At 55.8% G+C, this 16,523-nt stretch carries 16 protein-coding genes, 1 tRNA gene and 1 other RNA gene; 7 read left to right on the forward strand and 11 right to left on the reverse strand.

The annotated features are described in order from the left end of the window. Position 1: 1 nt before the first annotated feature. The 7 genes from rnpB to M2119_RS06640 all read right to left on the reverse strand — a co-directional run bounded on the left by rnpB (position 2) and on the right by M2119_RS06640 (position 4,003). An RNA gene (gene rnpB / locus M2119_RS06610) (RNase P RNA component class A) lies at positions 2-362 on the reverse strand. Between the two features lie 12 nt (positions 363-374). Next, on the reverse strand, positions 375-797 hold the full coding sequence (locus M2119_RS06615) for a reverse transcriptase-like protein (protein ID WP_280804145.1): 423 nt from the start codon (positions 795-797) through the stop codon (positions 375-377). After that, positions 797-1,531 carry a zinc ribbon domain-containing protein gene (locus M2119_RS06620; protein WP_280804146.1) on the reverse strand — a complete coding sequence of 245 codons (735 nt, stop codon included), beginning with the start codon at positions 1,529-1,531 and terminating at the stop codon, positions 797-799. The genes M2119_RS06615 and M2119_RS06620 overlap by 1 nt, the downstream gene beginning before the upstream one ends. 48 nt (positions 1,532-1,579) lie before the next feature. Continuing rightward, on the reverse strand, positions 1,580-2,395 hold the full coding sequence (locus tag M2119_RS06625; protein WP_280804147.1) for a Nif3-like dinuclear metal center hexameric protein: 816 nt from the start codon (positions 2,393-2,395) through the stop codon (positions 1,580-1,582). Positions 2,396-2,404: 9 nt separating this feature from the next. Then, the gene (locus tag M2119_RS06630; RefSeq protein WP_280804149.1) at positions 2,405-3,307 is read right to left on the reverse strand and encodes a hypothetical protein; all 903 of its coding nucleotides are present in this window, start codon (positions 3,305-3,307) and stop codon (positions 2,405-2,407) included. A gap of 150 nt (positions 3,308-3,457) precedes the next feature. Beyond that, positions 3,458-3,530: transfer RNA gene (locus M2119_RS06635), tRNA-Val, on the reverse strand. Positions 3,531-3,544: 14 nt separating this feature from the next. Next, a complete protein-coding gene (locus M2119_RS06640) occupies positions 3,545-4,003 on the reverse strand; it encodes a peroxiredoxin (protein ID WP_280804150.1) in 459 nt (152 codons plus the stop codon). Between the two features lie 194 nt (positions 4,004-4,197). Here M2119_RS06640 and aceE point away from each other — a divergent pair, with 194 nt between their 5' ends. The 6 genes from aceE to M2119_RS06670 all read left to right on the forward strand — a co-directional run bounded on the left by aceE (position 4,198) and on the right by M2119_RS06670 (position 11,845). Then, positions 4,198-6,924 (forward strand): pyruvate dehydrogenase (acetyl-transferring), homodimeric type, encoded by a 2,727-nt coding sequence (gene aceE, locus M2119_RS06645; RefSeq protein WP_280804151.1) that lies wholly within the window; start codon positions 4,198-4,200, stop codon positions 6,922-6,924. A gap of 9 nt (positions 6,925-6,933) precedes the next feature. Continuing rightward, positions 6,934-8,145 carry a PucR family transcriptional regulator gene (locus M2119_RS06650; protein WP_280804152.1) on the forward strand — a complete coding sequence of 404 codons (1,212 nt, stop codon included), beginning with the start codon at positions 6,934-6,936 and terminating at the stop codon, positions 8,143-8,145. Positions 8,146-8,252: 107 nt separating this feature from the next. Beyond that, entirely contained in the window at positions 8,253-9,173 is a 921-nt protein-coding gene (locus M2119_RS06655; protein ID WP_280804153.1) for an ACP S-malonyltransferase, read from the forward strand. A 24-nt stretch (positions 9,174-9,197) separates the two neighbouring features. Continuing rightward, positions 9,198-10,208 carry a beta-ketoacyl-ACP synthase III gene (locus M2119_RS06660; RefSeq protein WP_280804154.1) on the forward strand — a complete coding sequence of 337 codons (1,011 nt, stop codon included), beginning with the start codon at positions 9,198-9,200 and terminating at the stop codon, positions 10,206-10,208. A 62-nt stretch (positions 10,209-10,270) separates the two neighbouring features. Beyond that, positions 10,271-10,516, forward strand: a complete 246-nt coding sequence (locus tag M2119_RS06665; RefSeq protein ID WP_110233182.1) for an acyl carrier protein — start codon at positions 10,271-10,273, stop codon at positions 10,514-10,516. Between the two features lie 90 nt (positions 10,517-10,606). Continuing rightward, positions 10,607-11,845, forward strand: coding sequence for a beta-ketoacyl-[acyl-carrier-protein] synthase family protein (locus M2119_RS06670; protein ID WP_280804155.1), 1,239 nt, complete (start codon positions 10,607-10,609; stop codon positions 11,843-11,845). Between the two features lie 54 nt (positions 11,846-11,899). Here the strand turns inward: M2119_RS06670 and M2119_RS06675 are convergent, their stop codons facing one another. Beyond that, positions 11,900-12,400: a DUF3145 domain-containing protein gene (locus M2119_RS06675; RefSeq protein WP_280804156.1), complete on the reverse strand. Its 501-nt coding sequence runs from the start codon at positions 12,398-12,400 to the stop codon at positions 11,900-11,902. A gap of 171 nt (positions 12,401-12,571) precedes the next feature. Between M2119_RS06675 and M2119_RS06680 the strand changes: the two genes are divergently transcribed. After that, positions 12,572-13,108 carry a PadR family transcriptional regulator gene (locus M2119_RS06680; RefSeq protein WP_280804157.1) on the forward strand — a complete coding sequence of 179 codons (537 nt, stop codon included), beginning with the start codon at positions 12,572-12,574 and terminating at the stop codon, positions 13,106-13,108. Here M2119_RS06680 and M2119_RS06685 read toward each other — a convergent pair whose 3' ends face one another. The 3 genes from M2119_RS06685 to M2119_RS06695 are packed head-to-tail and all read right to left on the reverse strand — an operon-like array spanning position 13,109 to position 16,508. Continuing rightward, the gene (locus M2119_RS06685) at positions 13,109-13,963 is read right to left on the reverse strand and encodes a DUF1684 domain-containing protein (RefSeq protein WP_280804158.1); all 855 of its coding nucleotides are present in this window, start codon (positions 13,961-13,963) and stop codon (positions 13,109-13,111) included. It abuts the gene before it with no gap. Between the two features lie 55 nt (positions 13,964-14,018). Beyond that, complete coding sequence (locus M2119_RS06690) at positions 14,019-15,833, reverse strand: hypothetical protein (RefSeq protein WP_280804159.1); 1,815 nt, start codon at positions 15,831-15,833, stop codon at positions 14,019-14,021. Between the two features lie 6 nt (positions 15,834-15,839). Then, on the reverse strand, positions 15,840-16,508 hold the full coding sequence (locus M2119_RS06695) for a response regulator transcription factor (RefSeq protein ID WP_280804160.1): 669 nt from the start codon (positions 16,506-16,508) through the stop codon (positions 15,840-15,842). Between the last annotated feature and the right edge of the window lie 15 nt (positions 16,509-16,523).

Raw genomic sequence — 16,523 nt, forward strand, 5'->3', positions numbered from 1 at the left:
AGGAATGGGCCGGCTATTACGCCGGGTTCTGTACGGTTTCCCGTGACGGCCATCTATCTCGGAATTACGTTGCCGCAATTCTCTAGCGGTCTACCCGAGAACTCAGCGAGTAGCTTCACCGTTCTCTGTCTGACCTTGCTCCGGGCGAGGTTTACCTAGCCAGCCTGGTCGCCCAGACTGCTGGTGGTCTCTTACACCACCGTTTCATCCTTACCTCCGGCGAACCGGAGGCGGTTTACTTTCTGTTGCACTGTTCTCGCGGGTTACCCCGGGTGGGAATTACCCACCGCCCTACTCTGTGGAGCCCGGACGTTCCTCGGGGATGAAGCGAACTTCACTCACGCGACCGTCTTGCCGACCCATTCGAAATAAGTCTACGACTCGAAGGATTCCCGAATGTCCATGGATTTGTTTGCCGCAGCATCGGCCAAGGCGTTTTGCAGGCGAGGAACCCACTCATACGTCACCGCACGGTTCCCAATGATGTCACGAGCTTTCGCCGCGAGCACAGCCATATCGGGGTGCTTGATTTTCCACCGGCCTGACATTTGTTCCACAACGAGCTTGGAATCCATCCGCACGTGGACGAGGGCGCCGGGATCAATGGCGTATGCCCGTGTGAGGCCCGCAACCAGGCCGTTATATTCGGCCACATTGTTCGTGGCGATGCCAACATAGACACCGACAGAGCTGAGCACCTGCTGGGTTTCGCCATCGATCACCACAGCACCTCCGGCAGCAATGCCAGGGTTACCTCGGGAGCCACCATCGGCTTCAATAATGAGCTGGCGGGGCATTACAGTCCAGATTCACTCGTGCGAACAAGAATGCAGGAACTGTCAGGGCATATCACCACGTCATCCGGCGCTGCTGCACGAATCGCATCCAAATCGGTGGATGTTAGTTCAACGCCGCTTCCGCCCGTGACTCGCCGGGTAAGCAGAGCAGCTCCGATCCCATAACGTGCACGCTGACGTTCATAGAGCTCAATGAGCTCAACGGGCAGACCAGCTGCGAGTTCGGTGCGCGCAAATTGTTCGCGAGTATGTTCTGCATCTATCTCTGCCTGGCGGGCTTCGATCGCGCTAGCAAGTGCAGCACGGCGAGCGTCAATGGCATCGCGCTCCACGACCACATCCGCCACAGAAACTTCAGCATCTTCCACGTTTTGCATCACGATGAGTTCTGCTTCTTCGAGGTTGCCCTTGCGAGTGGCCAGTGAAGCTAACTCTGCTTCGAGTGCTTGGAGCTCTTTGGCAGAGGCAGCACCGCTTTCGCGTTCTTTGTCCTTGGTGATGCGTTCGTCGACGACCCGAACATCATCTTCGAGTCGTGCGAGTTCAATCTTGGCGTCCTCGAGTACTCCCTGGGCTGCAACCAACGACTGAGAGAATTCTTTGAGCGTGACCAGCACAGCGTCAAGCTCAGCCTGTTCGGCAATGTTTTTGCGCGAGTGGGTCAACTGTGTAATGCGGTTATCGTGCTCCTGCAGTGCGAGCAGAGCGAGTTGATCTTCGGGGCGTGCTTTCACGACACTTCTCTCGTTGAGTTATAGGTGGTACGGGTGGAACGTATATCTCTACTGTACGACGAGGAAGTCCCACGGATCAGTCCGCAGGTCACTGACATCGACCTCAATATCTGGGAATTCGGTCTTCAGTTGCGTTGCAGCGACGTCGAGCCAGAGCCATTCCGACGCCCAATGCGAGACATCAATTAGCGCAGGTCCTCCCGTCACACATGCTTGTTCTCTCGCTTCCTGCGCAGGGTGATGGCGAAGGTCCGAGGTGATGTAGACATCAGAGCCCACAACAGCCTCTGTGGAAAGGAGTGAATCCCCCGCCCCGCCACACAAGGACACACGGTTCACAACAGCGTTGAAGTCCCCTGAAACCTTTACTCCGCCTGCGGTGTTGGGGAGTAGTTCGGCCAGTTGACGCGCCAGTGCACCCAATGTGAGGGATTGCGAGAGGTTTCCCACACGGCCAATACCCGTTCCCGGTGCACTACCCGGGGCCAGCGGCGATGTGTCCTGGAGACCCAGGTGGCGTGCAATCACGTCAGAGACACCCTGCTCGACCACGTCTGCATTGGTATGAGCCGCAAGGAGAGCAACATTACCCCGAATGAGTTGGCCGATGAGCTTGCCCTTATAGCGTTCTTCCGCGACGCTCGTGACACCACGCATGAGTAGGGGGTGGTGAGTGAGCAGAAGATCTGCCTGAACATCCAGTGCCTGCTCCACGGTGGAAGACACAGCATCCACCGCGAGAAGAATACGTTTCACCGGCTGATCAAGATTCCCCGAGACAAGGCCTGGGGCATCCCACTCTTCAGCGCCAGAAAGTGGCCAGAGGGTGTGTGCATAGTGCACGACGTCGCGAAGTATTGTCACGAGTCGAGCCTAGTCTTCTGCGCTTACTCCGAAAACGAGTTCGTCGAAGCTAGGTCGCGGAGCAAAGGAGCTCACCGGCGACGAGGAGCGGAAAACTGGTGAAGTGAACTCTTCGGCCACGACCTCGACGCTTTCTTCCTCAACTACGGGAGCGTAGAAGGCGGGTGCAGGTTCTTCCACAGGTTCTAAGTGCGGAACAGCCTCAGTAACCGCCTCCGAAGTGAGGGGTTCCGCACTGACGGTTTCTGCAACAACAGCAGCTGTAAAAACTTCGGCAAAAACACTGGGTTCTTCAACAGGTGGAAGCACGTGATCGACGGACGTAACATCACCGAACATGTGTGGAATCGGGTCGACGCCTGCAGTCGCTGCAACCGTTGTTGCCACTACTTCCCCATCGATACTAATTTCTGACATCACTCGCGCAGCAACGACGTGTGCGTCTTCCACGACAACCCCATCAAAAATGACAGGTTCAGTGAAGACTTCTTCCACGACAGTGTCTTCCACGATGAGGTGCTCATCCACTACTGATGCAGTGACTACTTCTTCAGCCAGGTAGGTGATCGGTTGTGTGTGACCCAGAGAATCAAAATCGACGACCTCAGAGACGACCGTCTTTTCAACAACGATGTCAGAAACCTGTTCGAGTTCCGTCGTGTCTTCCAGTAGGGCGCCAAACAGCGCGGCAATTCCCTCATCCTCTTCCTCATCCTGAATCTGAGGAAAGATCTCTTCGACAGCGGGTTCGAAAACAGGAGCAGGTTCTTCGACAGTGCTCAGTGCATAAACTTCGGGTGCTGGAGGTGCAGCGGGGGCATCACCGCGCAGGACACGCATCTGGTCTTCCAGAAGGCGTGCAAGTTGCTCATCAGACAAGGGTTCAAAAGATGAACCGGTGTTCTCGGTCATACTTTGCCTCCTTGCGTGTGCCGAGGGAAAATCCCCTCAGAGCACACTACTTGACCCATTCGGTTAACCCAAAAGCTTAAAGCCAATAACTCACAGCGCTCGAGAAACAGAAAGAGCGTCACGCTTTTGCGTGACGCTCTTTCGCACGAGTGGGCCCTACCGGGCTCGAACCGATGACATCCACGGTGTAAACGTGGCGCTCTACCAACTGAGCTAAAGGCCCGTGCTCGAAATATATTACAGGGTTTCGAGGACTGCTTTGTACGCAGCCAGGTCTCGAGGCTGTCCAGGCTCGGTCACGAACTGAGCAACGAGGTTTCCATCGGTGCCCACAACGAAGGTTCCGCGGTTCGCAAAGCCCTTGTCCTCAAGGAATACACCGTACTGTGATGCAACCGCACCGTGGGGCCACATGTCAGACAGTAGCGAGAAGTCATACTTTTCCTGTTCAGCGAAGACGCGCAATACGAAGCTCGAGTCCACCGAGATGGCGAGAAGTTCGACGTTCTTATCTTGGAAGGCGCTGAAGTTATCACGCAGTTCGCACAGTTCGCCCGTGCAGATGCCAGTAAACGCCAGTGGGTAGAAAACAACCACGACAGGCTTGACGCCACGGAACTGGGACAGTGTGACAGCTTCACCGAACTGGTTATTCAGGGTGAAATCGGGGGCTGGTGCGCCAATAGTCAAGCTCATCAGGGAAACTCCTTGTTTTGTGGGAAGACAACAGCACAATCATAGATGCGTTGAGACTTTATCCATATGAGTTGTGATTTCAGGGGAAAGTCCACTGCTCGATAGAGTGTTCTCATGCCAAAAGCTGTAACCCAGCAGGTATTTCCCTCCACTACAAAATACGGACATGATCTGTCCAGAAGAAAGAGGTTGTTGTGACGGTTAACGACCAGGATCCCTACTCAGTCACCAACTACGACGCCGATCCGCAAGAGACTGCGGAATGGAACGAATCACTTGATGGCGTTGTCGCCTCACAGGGACACGAACGTGGTCGCGAGATCATGCTCAGCCTGTTGCGCAGATCGAAGGAACTGCACCTGGGTGTGCCGATGGTTCCCACCACCGACTACCTCAATACCATTGCGCCCGAGAACGAACCAGAGTTCCCCGGTGACGAAGAAACCGAACGTCGCTATCGCGCATGGATCCGCTGGAACGCCGCCATGCTCGTGCACCGCGCACAGCGTCCCGGTATCGGTGTCGGTGGACACATCTCGAGCTATGCCTCATCGTCTTCACTCTACGAAGTTGGGTTCAACCACTTCTTCCGCGGCCAGGATCACCCTGGTGGTGGAGATCAAATCTTCGTGCAGGGCCACGCCTCCCCCGGTGTGTATGCACGTGCGTTCCTCGAGGGTCGCCTGAATGAAAGCCAGCTTGATGGCTTCCGCCAAGAGAAGTCCCACGCGGGTGGTGGACTCTCGTCCTACCCACACCCTCGCCTCATGCCTGACTTCTGGCAGTTCCCCACTGTGTCGATGGGTTTGGGCCCCATCAACGCGATTTACCAAGCACAGCTCAATCGCTACCTCACCAACCGTGGCATCAAGGACGCATCTGACCAGCAGGTTTGGGCATTCCTCGGCGATGGCGAGATGGATGAGGTTGAAGCGCGTGGACAACTCCAGGTAGCAGCCAATGAAGGTCTCGACAACCTTAACTTCGTGATCAACTGCAACTTGCAACGCCTCGACGGCCCCGTGCGCGGTAACGGAAAGATTATCCAGGAGCTCGAAAGCTTCTTCCGCGGTGCGGGCTGGAACGTCATCAAGGTTATCTGGGGTCGCGAATGGGACTCGCTATTAGAGAAGGATGATGAAGGTGCCCTGCGTACTCTCATGAACGTCACTCCCGATGGCGACTTCCAGACCTATAAGACCGAAGACGGCGCCTTCGTTCGTGAAAACTTCTTTGCACGTGATCCTCGTGCACTCAAACTCGTCGAGCACATGAGTGACGACGATGTCTGGAAGCTCAAACGCGGTGGCCACGACTACAACAAGGTCTATGCCGCATTCAAGGCTGCCTCCGAACACAAGGGCCAGCCCACTGTCATCTTGGCGCACACCATCAAGGGTTACGGTCTGGGTAAGCACTTCGAAGGCCGCAATGCGACCCACCAGATGAAGAAGATGAAGCTTGATGACCTCAAGCTCATGCGTGACTTCCTCAAAATCCCCATCACGGATGCTGTCCTCGAGGCAGATCCGTACATGCCTCCCTACTACAAGCCTGAAGACAACGATCCTCGCATGCAGTACCTGCACGATCGTCGTCGTGCACTCGGCGGCTACGTTCCTGAACGCCGCACCACCTATACCCACGTTCCACTTCCGGAACAGAAGACCTATGACATCGCAGCCAAGGGTTCGGGTGTTCAAGAAGTTGCCACCACCATGGGCTTCGTGCGTCTTCTCAAGGACATGATTCGGGACAAGGAATTTGGTCCCCGCATCGTGCCCATCATCCCTGATGAGGCTCGCACCTTCGGTATGGATGCGTTCTTCCCCAACGCCAAGATTTACAACCCCAACGGTCAGCACTACATGTCTGTGGACCGCGACTTGCTCCTGGCCTACAAGGAAGACCCCGCTGGAACAATTATCCATGTGGGTATCAACGAGGCCGGCGCGTTGGCAGCCTTCACCGCAGTGGGTACCTCGTATTCCACACAGGGTGAATTGCTGATCCCGATCTATGTCTTCTACTCCATGTTCGGTTTCCAGCGCACAGGCGATGCTCTGTGGCTTGCGGGTGACCAGATGGCGCGTGGTTTTGTGATCGGTGCAACCGCTGGTCGCACCACCCTGACGGGTGAAGGTTTGCAGCACGCCGATGGCCACTCGCCCATCCTCGCGGCGACAAACCCCGCAGTAGTTACCTACGACCCTGCCTACACCTACGAAATCGGACACATCATGCGTGATGGTCTGCAGCGTATGTATGGGGGCACTCACCCAGACCCCAACGTGATGTACTACATCACCGTCTACAACGAGCCCATTGTTCAGCCTGCTGAACCTGAAGGTCTCGACGTTGAGGGTGTCCTCCGCGGTATTTACAAACTCAAGGCCAGCGAGACCGCAGGCACCAAAGCTCAGATCCTTGCTTCAGGTGTATCTGTCCCCTGGGCTCTCGAGGCACAGCAGCTACTGGCGGATGACTGGGGTATCTCTGCAGATGTCTGGTCAGTGACGTCATGGAGCGAGCTCCGCCGCGACGGTGTCGCAGCAGATCACTTCAACATGATGAACCCTGACGCCCCCGAGCAGGTCCCCTATATCACCACCAAACTTGCTGGTGCTGAAGGCCCTTTCGTCGCGGTGACTGACTACAACCACATGGTTCCTGACATGATTCGCCCCTATGTCCCTGGCGATTATGCAACCTTGGGTGCAGATGGTTTCGGCTTCAGTGACACACGTGCTGCAGCTCGACGCTTCTTCACCATTGACGGTCCTTCTGTCGTGGTTCGTACCCTCGAACAGCTTGCAAAGCAGGGCAAGGTTGATCGCAGCGTGATCCGTCAGGCAATCGAGAAATATCGACTCTACGATGTGACTGCAGGAACTACCGGCTCTGTCGGCGGCGAAAGCTAACCTCAGCGGATGACCGCAGGACGAACCAAGGCGGAAACGCTCGCGTGGTTGCGCACCATCTCGGGTGAGCTCTCCACGCTCACGGTCAAACGCTTGGAAGAGGACCTTCCGTGGTATCGGGATATGCCTCCCGGTCGTCGTTCTGCTGTCGGGCTGGTAGCTCAGAACGGTATTACATCGTTCATGAGTTGGTTTGATGACCCGTCGACCACCCCGTGGATTGCTTCTGACGTGTTTGGAGGTGCTCCACGCGAACTGCTGCGTTCGGTCACTCTGCAACAAACTCTGCAACTCATTCGCTGCACAGTCGAAGTTGTTGAAGAACGCATTAAGGGACACGGTGAGGAACTTCGCGAAGCGATCCTTCTGTATTCCCGCGAAATTGCATTCGCAGCCGCGGACGTCTATGCCCGCGCGGCAGAGGCCAGAGGCCTCTGGGATGCTCGTCTCGAGGCACTCGTCGTGGACAGTATTCTCTCCGGAGAATACGACGATGAGTTGCCGAGCCGCATAGCGGCCTTGGGCTGGCAAGGCCGAGGTGAAGTCTGTGTTGTTGTAGGACGAGCGCCCAGACAGCTTGATGTTGACCGGCTTCGTCGCACTGCTCGCCATCTCCATGCAGACATTTTGATTGGCGTGCAAGGCAACCGACTCGTCGTAGTGATTGGCCGGGCAGAGCCCCTCGACGATGACGCCGAGAATTCGACCATGAGCTTCATGGACATCACCACTCAGCTTGAAGCTGACTTTGGTGAAGGTCACCTCGTGGTCGGCCCCGAAGTTCGTTCCCTCGTAGATGCCGTCAGTAGTGCGCGCGCTGCACTCGCCGGCTACTCGGTTGCTGGCGCGTGGCGGGGTGCAACGACACCCATTGCTGCCGACGATCTGCTTCCCGAACGTGCACTGGCTGGTGACCCGCTAGCTCGGGCCACGCTCATTGAACGTATCTACTTACCCTTGAGCGACCAGTCACCTGAACTACTCACCACGCTGCAAAGCTACTTGGATAACGGTCGTTCTCTCGAGGCAACTGCACGCGACTTGTTCGTTCACCCCAACACAGTTCGCTATCGCCTCAAACGCGTGACCGAGGTTATTGGCTGGGATGCAACCGGTCCTCGTGAGGCCATGATTTTGCAATGTGCGTTAATTTTGGGGTCGATCAAAGAGCCACTCAAGCGTGCACGACGCATCGCCTCAACAGCACTGTCTGCAGAGTAGTTTTTTCCGCGGAATCTCGGGGGAATGTAGAGACTCCACAACGAATACCGCGATAGTGTGTCGATGAGTGCACAGCGCTTCGTGTCATCGATTGGAAGACTTAACTCGTGATTGTTGTCGTATGCCCTGGACAGGGTTCGCAGACCCCCGGATTTCTTGAACCCTGGCTAGCCACCCCCAGTGCTCGTGCATTGGTGGAAAGTTTGTCCGACGCTGCAGGTGTTGACTTGGTCACGCACGGCACCATCAGTGATGCAGACACGATCCGTGACACTGCAATTGCACAGCCGCTTATTGTGGCTGCGGGAATCGTGACACTCGATGCGTTGGCAGAAACGGATCACCTGGCCAAAACAGCTGGCATTGCAGGTCACTCAGTGGGCGAATTCACTGCTGCAGCAGGTGCAGGAATCCTTGATGCCACCGACGCTGTGCGCCTCGTGGGCATTCGTGGTCGCGCCATGGCAGATGCTGCTGCCATTGTGCCCACTGGGATGAGCGCCGTGATTGGCGGAGAAGAATCTGACATTCTGGCCGCACTCACCCAGCTGGGTCTCTTCCCTGCCAACTACAACGGTGGCGGTCAACTCGTTGTTGCCGGCGAACTTTCCGCCCTGGCCTCACTCGCCGAAGAGCCCCCTGCAGGATCTCGCGTGATTCCCCTTCAGGTTGCGGGGGCTTTCCACACGTCATACATGCTGGACGCTGTTGAAACCTTGCGTGAGGCCGCAGCAACCGTCAATACTTCGGATGCAACCAAAACCTTGTGGACGAACAAAGATGGTTCCATCGTCACTAAGGGTCAGGAATTCCGTGATCTTCTGGTTGGCCAGGTTTCGTCTCCTGTGCGCTGGGATCTCTGTATGGAAAGCTTCGCCACTGCCGGCGTCACTGGAATCATTGAACTTGCTCCAGCAGGCGCCTTGGTCGGATTAGCGAAGCGTGGCCTCAAGGGCATCCCCACCGTGGCCATCAAGTCACCTGAAGATCTGCCCGCTGCCCGCGAACTGATTGATTCGGTCGCGTAAGCGCCCTGAGTAGAAAGATCCATCATGGCTCACGTGAACCTGAAGCAATCTGAAGGCGCCAAGTTCTCCCGTATCTACGCAATGGGGGCGGCTCGTGGTGACCTCACCGTCACCAACGATGACATAGCCGGACCCATCGAATCTAGTGACGAATGGATTCGTCAGCGAACCGGTGTGATCACTCGTAAGCGTGCATCCAAGAACATCACCGCAGCCGATTTAGCGACAGCTGCCGCCAAGGAAGCAATCAGCAAAGCTGGAATCAGCCCTGAACAAATCGATGTTGTCCTCATCTCGACCATCAGCAACACTGTTCAAACCCCTTCCATGGCCTCGCTGGTAGCTGAGCGCGTAGGAGCTAACCCTGCTGCGGCCTATGACATTTCTGCCGCATGCGCCGGCTACACCTACGGCATCGCCCAGGCCGACTCATTTGTGCGGTCTGGACTTGCCAAGTTTGTTCTCGTCATCGGTGCAGAAAAGCTCAGCGAAATCATTGAGCCCACTGACCGCACTATCTCCTTCCTCTTGGGCGATGGAGCAGGTGCTGCAGTTGTCGGCCCCAGCGACTTTCCCGGTATTTCCAAGAGCGTGTGGGGGTCCGATGGATCTAAGTGGGACGCGGTCGGCATGAACCACACCCTGCTTGAATATCGCGATGGTCACGGAGATGTGGCATGGCCTACGCTGCGTCAAGAAGGCCAAACCGTCTTTCGTTGGGCCGTCTGGGAAATGGCCAAAGTCGCCCAGAAGGCACTGGAAGAAGCCGGAATCACGAGCGACCAGCTTGCCGCCTTTATTCCCCACCAGGCCAACATGCGGATCATCGATGAGTTTGCCAAACAGCTCAAACTTCCTGAATCAGTCGTGATAGCCCGCGACATTGAGACCACGGGAAATACGTCAGCAGCATCCATCCCCCTGGCCACTCACCGCCTGCTCGAGGAACACCCTGAGCTCAGTGGTGGTCTTGCGCTCGAAATCGGTTTTGGTGCCGGTCTGGTCTATGGCGCCCAGGTGGTCGTACTTCCCTAATAAAGCCCCATTTGGCGGGTAAACTAAACCCGGTCAAACGAACCCCCAACAAGGAGATAACAATGGCACTGTCCACCGAAGAAGTACTTGCAGGTCTGGCTGAGCTCGTTAACGATGAAACCGGCATTGCAACCGACACAGTGCAGCTGGACAAGTCGTTCACTGACGACCTCGACATTGACTCAATCTCGATGATGACAATCGTCGTGAACGCAGAAGAGAAGTTCGACGTCAAGATCCCCGACGAGGAAGTAAAGAACCTCAAGACCGTCGGCGACGCAGTTAACTTCATCGTTTCTGCATCCTAAGGATTTCGTAGGCAAGGGCCGGACTGACTGTTCCGGCCCTTACTACAATCCCTCCAGCTCCACCTCCTCTCCCACAGAAAGACTCCACTCATGAGCAAGAAGATTGTCGTCACCGGTATCGGTACTACTTCTCCTCTCGCGGGCAATGCCCCCGAAACGTGGGCTGCCCTGCTCGCCGGTAAGTCCGGTGCACGCAAGCTCGAACAAGAGTGGGTCGAAAAGTGGGAAATCCCCATCAAGTTCGCCGCTCAGGCTGCAGTCCCTGCCGTAGAAATCCTGGAGCGCGTTGAAACAAAGCGCCTCGATCCGTCGTCGCAGTTCGCTCTCATCGCTGGACGTGAAGCCTGGGCAGATGCCGGCAGTCCCGAGGTTGACCCCGGCCGCCTCGCAGTTGACTGGTCAACCGGTATCGGCGGCGTGTGGACGCTCCTGGATGCCTGGGATACTCTGCGCGAAAAAGGTCCTCGCCGCGTTCTACCCATGACGGTCCCCATGCTTATGCCTAACGGCCCCGGAGCCGCAATTGGGATGGACCTTCACGCCAGAGCTGGTGTTCGCACCGTGGTCTCAGCGTGTGCCTCCAGCACAGAAGCCATTGCCAACGCGTATGAACACCTTCAGGCCGGTCTGGCTGATGTCATCATCGCCGGTGGCTCTGAAGCAGCTATCCACCCACTTCCCATTGCATCTTTTGCCGCCATGCAGGCATTGTCTAAGCGCAACGACGACCCTGCCACTGCGTCTCGCCCCTATGACGTCAGCCGTGATGGCTTCGTCCTCGGCGAGGGCGCTGCAGCCCTTGTACTGGAAACCGAAGAGCATGCACTTGCTCGTGGAGCAAAGATTTATGCAGAAGTTGCCGGCGGTGCCGTCACCTCAGATGCGTATCACATCACTGCTCCCGACCCCGAGGGTTCTGCAGCAGCACGAGCCATGCTTCAAGCCCTCGAGCAGGCCGGGGCAACAATCGAAGACGTTGTGCACATCAATGCTCACGCAACCTCAACCCCTGTTGGCGATATTGCGGAATACAACGCCTTGCGTCGCGTATTCGGTGACCACCTGGACAACATCGCTGTGTCAGCGACGAAGTCCTCTACCGGCCACCTCCTTGGTGGCGCTGGTGCGATTGAAGCCATGTTCACGGTATTGGCACTTCACCACCGCACCGCTCCCCCCACCATCAATCTGGAGAACCAGGATCCAGAAATCAAACTCGACGTTGTGACGAGCCCCCGCGCACTGCCCACTGGCGACATTCTCGCCATCAGCAACTCGTTCGGTTTCGGTGGACACAACGCCGTGGTTGCCTTCCGCAGCTATAACTAAGTTCCCCATACGATGCCTCCTGCGTTTTGCAGGTGGCATCGTGGGCTTAACGATCTAGCCGACTTGATGCAGCCAGCGCACGGGTGCCATATCGGAGGCGTAACGGAAGACATCTAATTCTGCATCCCATTGCTCACCCAACGAACGGGTGATGCCGGTGCGAAGTAGATCCGCATCTTGGCCGGCAAAATCCAGGACTGCACGTAAACGGTTCTCGGAAATAATCATGTTCCCTGCAGCGTCTACTGCGCTGTGAAAGATTCCCAGAGAGGGCGTGTGACACCATCGGCCTCCGTCAGTCCCCGGTGATGCATCTTCCGTGATTTCAAACCTCAGGTGATCCCAGCCCAATAACTCACTGGCCAACGCCGCCCCTGAGCCTACTGGCCCTTGCCAGACATACTCTGCCCGCTGCGCACCCGAAAGGATCGGCTGAGGGCTCCAACTCAGGGAGATACCTTTACCCAATACACGACTAATAGCCCACTCAACATGTGGGCTCAGCGCACGAGGCGAAGAGTGGATATAAACCACTCCGGTCGACACTGCCGTCATTTCTTCATCCTTTTCTTGTGTGGTGCGTCTTCCCCTACGACCACATGGATGAATCAATACGTGCGTTTTGAGTTGTGAGTCCAGTGTGACACAGCTTGCAGGCCTCTCACAACGGGGATTTTGACCTTTCAGGCAGTTCACAGAGTGCTGTCTACTCAGTAGAGTGTTTTTATGGCCGTCCGCGAATCTCTCCTTGGATTACTGACCCTCGGCCCCGCCTATGGATTACAGCTTCATGCTGAACTAGCGTCACGTGCACCCCACCGCGCCAAAACAAACGTTGGCCAGGTCTATGGCACTCTTGACCGTCTCAGCACAGCAGGGCTTGTTATTCACGACGGCCTCACCCCAGACGGTTTACCGCTCTACGCGCTGACTTCTGCCGGGAAGAGTGATGCACACACATGGCTTCGTGGCGATGAGCTCACTACCGTTCCTGAATGGGCCGATCTGCAAGACATGGTGCTGATCAGCGCCAGCATAGACAGCAGGGACGCCGAGTTTCTCCTGACTGTGGTCGACAAGTTTTGTCAGCTAGCCTCAGAGCCCTCAGGAAGCACAGAAGCTGACACACTGCACCACCTGGCACATCTGAGGTACCTGGAAGCCGTCCACAACTGGATCAGCGATGTGCGCAGCGCACAAATCCAGCCACAGGCGGGATACGCACTGGGTCGCCCCAAACGAGGACGCCCAGCTAAGTCCTAGCTAGTGCAGAAGCTCACCGGCTTTATTGAGAACATTCTTCTCCCCGGCTTCCACCGCAAAAGGGAATCGATTCTCAGCAGGTGGCATGGGGCAGTTGAAGTTGTAACTAAATGCACACGGTGGCAAGTATGCACGGTTGAAGTCAAGTGTGATGGTGCCATCTGGGTTGGGCGCAACCATCAAAAAACGTCCCACGCTATAGCTAGTGTCACCACTGGTTGCATCAGAGAAAACAATCATGAGCGCCCGGCCTTCTTTGAAGGCAGAGGGCGCGTACTCAACACCCTCGTAGGTGAAGCGGATATCCCCAGGAATCACTTTGTCGCGGCTCGCACCTTGATCTTTAAGGTGAGAGACCTCGACCGCACGACCGCCCTCGATGGGCGTGAACGTTCCGGTAATTACCCAGTTGGGGTTGTAGTCAAAGGCATCAATTGAGCCAAAGTTTTGCAAGTCATCCGAGTTGGAATCCCAGACTCGAAGCGCATAGGCACCGTCTTCGCCTTTGATGATGGTTCCGGTTGTGGTCTCGGTAAAGACGATGGAAGAAGCTGCCTCAGCGTCCTTACCCGTCACGGTAATGAGTCCGTCGACCACGACACCGTCGACCACGATGTTGTCGGCTGCGGTTGCTGTGAGTTGGACACCCTTTTCACCTGTAGGGAGAGCAGACCACAGACCGTTGACCCCCCAGACACTTTCGGTCTCCCCCGGCGCACCATAGAACCACTGGGTATTGACCAAAGCTAGGGAACCTTGGGGCAACACCGCCATCTCGTGGCGTCGACTCCGGAAGAAGGCATAAGCCTCTTGAGGAGTATGAGGAGTGGATGGGGAGGCAGTCGTCTCAGTCACAGTTTTAGATTAGTTCTGAGAAGAAGATCGAGTGCTCAGGCACACCCAAAGGCCGTCAGTGATTCTGGCCATGTGCATCGTGCGAGGTGACCGGAAGTTTGACGACAAGCCGCACACCTCGGCTGTAGTTCTCGAGTTTGTAACTCAGCGAGACACTCTTGAGAAAATGTGAGCCCAATCCCCCCTCCGCAGATGTGTCAAGACGATGCCCGTTATTACTCATGGCTGCCTGAAGTACGCCCACTTCTGGGGAAGTCAAAATAACCGTAGTTTCCGTTGCCTGTCCATGTTTGAGCGAGTTGTTTTGGAACTCGCTGAGCACATCCTCCAATACTCCGAGGGTGACGAGGTCATTGTGGAGTGACTCCAAGGTTTCTTCTGCGGCAGTGTATTTCATCTGGATGAGGCCAGCCCAGTTCTCGTTGATACGGGAGATTGCATCTGCCAAAGATCGCTGTTCAGGGGCAGCAGTAGCAAAATTGATGCTTCGAGAAATAAGTTCCTTGACTTCGGGCATCACGGCATCCGCAGAAATTTTTCCCCCCGAAAGTGAGGCTTTGAGCTTGAGAGCTGCAGCCAACAGGGTTGCCTGCACGTCGTTATGCAACGTCAATGCAAGATTCTTCTGATCAAGCCAGAGTTCAGACTGCAGTCGGACATTGAGCCAATACAACTGGTCGTTGATCTCGGAAACTTCCGTCAACATGCGAACTCGGGAGGCACGCATCCCGCCAGAGGTAGAGACCAAGATCCCGAGCGCCAAACCAAGCGCTGTTCCATAAAGTACGGTACTCCACCCCGTCACCACACCACCAGAGAGGCCAGAAAAGACGACAAAGGTAAAGATCACAGCAGGAATGGAGAAAACAATTCCGATCACCACAATGCGGATTAAATAAGGCAATCGGGACAATTGGGGCGCAATGAATTTCTTAGCCCCCCGGATGAACACATAGAAGATCAGGAGCGAAACCGACCAAGCCAACAGATACGTCCACGAAGCAACCAGAAGTAAAGACGGGGTCGTGAGGAGCGCCGAAATGAGCACCATCACGCCAGGACGGAACGGTGATGCGATTGAGCTGTCGGTGAGATAGGTGCGAAGAGGCACTCGAGGAACTTTAGTTGCATCCTCACCAGAAACAAGGGCCATGGGGTTATCAAAAAGATCGTGACTCAATGGACGCACGACATCCTCGGTGACGTGGAAAAGATCATCCACGATGCTCGAATACGAAGGCGCCGCCTTATCTACTTCGCTCAGCGCGGCTCCCAAGGCAGCAGATATTTGAGCACGGGCATTCTGGATGAGTTGATCACGTGTCCTCAGCAAGTTTTCTTGAGAGGCGTTAATCATTGCTTGAAGCTTGAGCCTCTGGTTGATCAACTCACGATATGTGGATGCATAGGATGCCGAATCGTTGAGCACAGTGGAGACAATTCCAAACAGGACAATGCCGGTACTCAGGCTTCCTGTAATACGAAAGAGCCAGTCAGCCACCGTAGGCAGTCCAACTGCAACAGAGAGCCAGTACAGTGCCACAGCGCGCAACATCTCCGTCGTGGCATACAAAATGCCCACAGCCCAATTTCGTGAAGTCCCCAGGCGTGGAAAGAGGCGATTGATGGCTAACCCCAGCATCGTGAAATAAAACCATGCACCCACAAATGCTGTGGCAGTTATCTGCAAAAGCAGCAACTGGCTCGCAGAGGTATCAGCGATACCGGCGGTGCCAGAGTTGAGGGAAAGGAACAAAAGTACCGGAATGACGATCCACTGAGAAGTTGCCCGTGGACCGCCGAAACGGATGGACCTGCTCCACGAATCCCCACGTGCAAGGTAGGGCTCAGAAACCGGCAGAGTGCTCACAATGGATTAAGCGTACGACGCTGGGCGCGTGGTGTCTTGAAGGAATTCAAGTACCGCGGCAACGCGGGCATTCTTTCCATCCGGAATCCCCAAGGTGTCATAAATTGCGATGAGATGGTTCCCCACCGAGTTGACGGCGATACCCAAGTCATCGGCAATGGTCTGATTGCTATCTCCCCGCGCAACTGAACGCAAGACTTCGAACTGACGGTTAGTCAATGCGGCAACGCCTGTTCCCGAACGGGCCTGTGACCGATTTACGAGCACAGGATCAATGACCGTTTGCCCAGCTGCAGTTGCACGGATAGCAGAAGCCAAAGCATCAATAGATTTGGTTGCACCTTTTGTGAGATAGCTCCACCCCGCCCGGACATCGGTGGGCAACCCCAGGAGCAGTTCAAGCATGTCGCGATCCGAGAGCAACAGCACACCCAGTGTGGGATTGGTTCGACGGAGAGTGATCCCCAGCCCCACTCCATTACCGTCTGGTAATTCGATGTCAAGAATGACAACATCGAGTGCCGCAGAATCAAACCACTTCTTTGCTTCGGCGACGTTGTCAGCAGTGGCCACAACCTCGATGTCTGGCACTTCGGACAGGGCAGCACTCATCAGTTCCAAGAAGAGGGTGTGGTCTTCCACAATCCCCACGCGTATCGACTTTGAAGTGCTCACACTCCTATTATCCGG

Origin of the sequence: Aurantimicrobium minutum, from assembly GCF_029894165.1 — a bacterium.
Taxonomy (GTDB): domain Bacteria; phylum Actinomycetota; class Actinomycetes; order Actinomycetales; family Microbacteriaceae; genus Aurantimicrobium; species Aurantimicrobium minutum_A.

Excerpts from the sequence above, each read along its gene's own strand:
- M2119_RS06615 (WP_280804145.1), bottom strand. The coding sequence starts at position 797 with ATGCCCCGCCAGCTCATTATTGAAGCCGATGGTGGCTCCCGAGGTAAC.
- M2119_RS06630 (WP_280804149.1), bottom strand. The coding sequence starts at position 3,307 with ATGACCGAGAACACCGGTTCATCTTTTGAACCCTTGTCTGATGAGCAA.
- M2119_RS06640 (WP_280804150.1), bottom strand. The coding sequence starts at position 4,003 with ATGAGCTTGACTATTGGCGCACCAGCCCCCGATTTCACCCTGAATAAC.
- M2119_RS06650 (WP_280804152.1), top strand. The coding sequence starts at position 6,934 with ATGACCGCAGGACGAACCAAGGCGGAAACGCTCGCGTGGTTGCGCACC.
- M2119_RS06660 (WP_280804154.1), top strand. The coding sequence starts at position 9,198 with ATGGCTCACGTGAACCTGAAGCAATCTGAAGGCGCCAAGTTCTCCCGT.
- M2119_RS06665 (WP_110233182.1), top strand. The coding sequence starts at position 10,271 with ATGGCACTGTCCACCGAAGAAGTACTTGCAGGTCTGGCTGAGCTCGTT.
- M2119_RS06670 (WP_280804155.1), top strand. The coding sequence starts at position 10,607 with ATGAGCAAGAAGATTGTCGTCACCGGTATCGGTACTACTTCTCCTCTC.
- M2119_RS06675 (WP_280804156.1), bottom strand. The coding sequence starts at position 12,400 with ATGACGGCAGTGTCGACCGGAGTGGTTTATATCCACTCTTCGCCTCGT.
- M2119_RS06680 (WP_280804157.1), top strand. The coding sequence starts at position 12,572 with ATGGCCGTCCGCGAATCTCTCCTTGGATTACTGACCCTCGGCCCCGCC.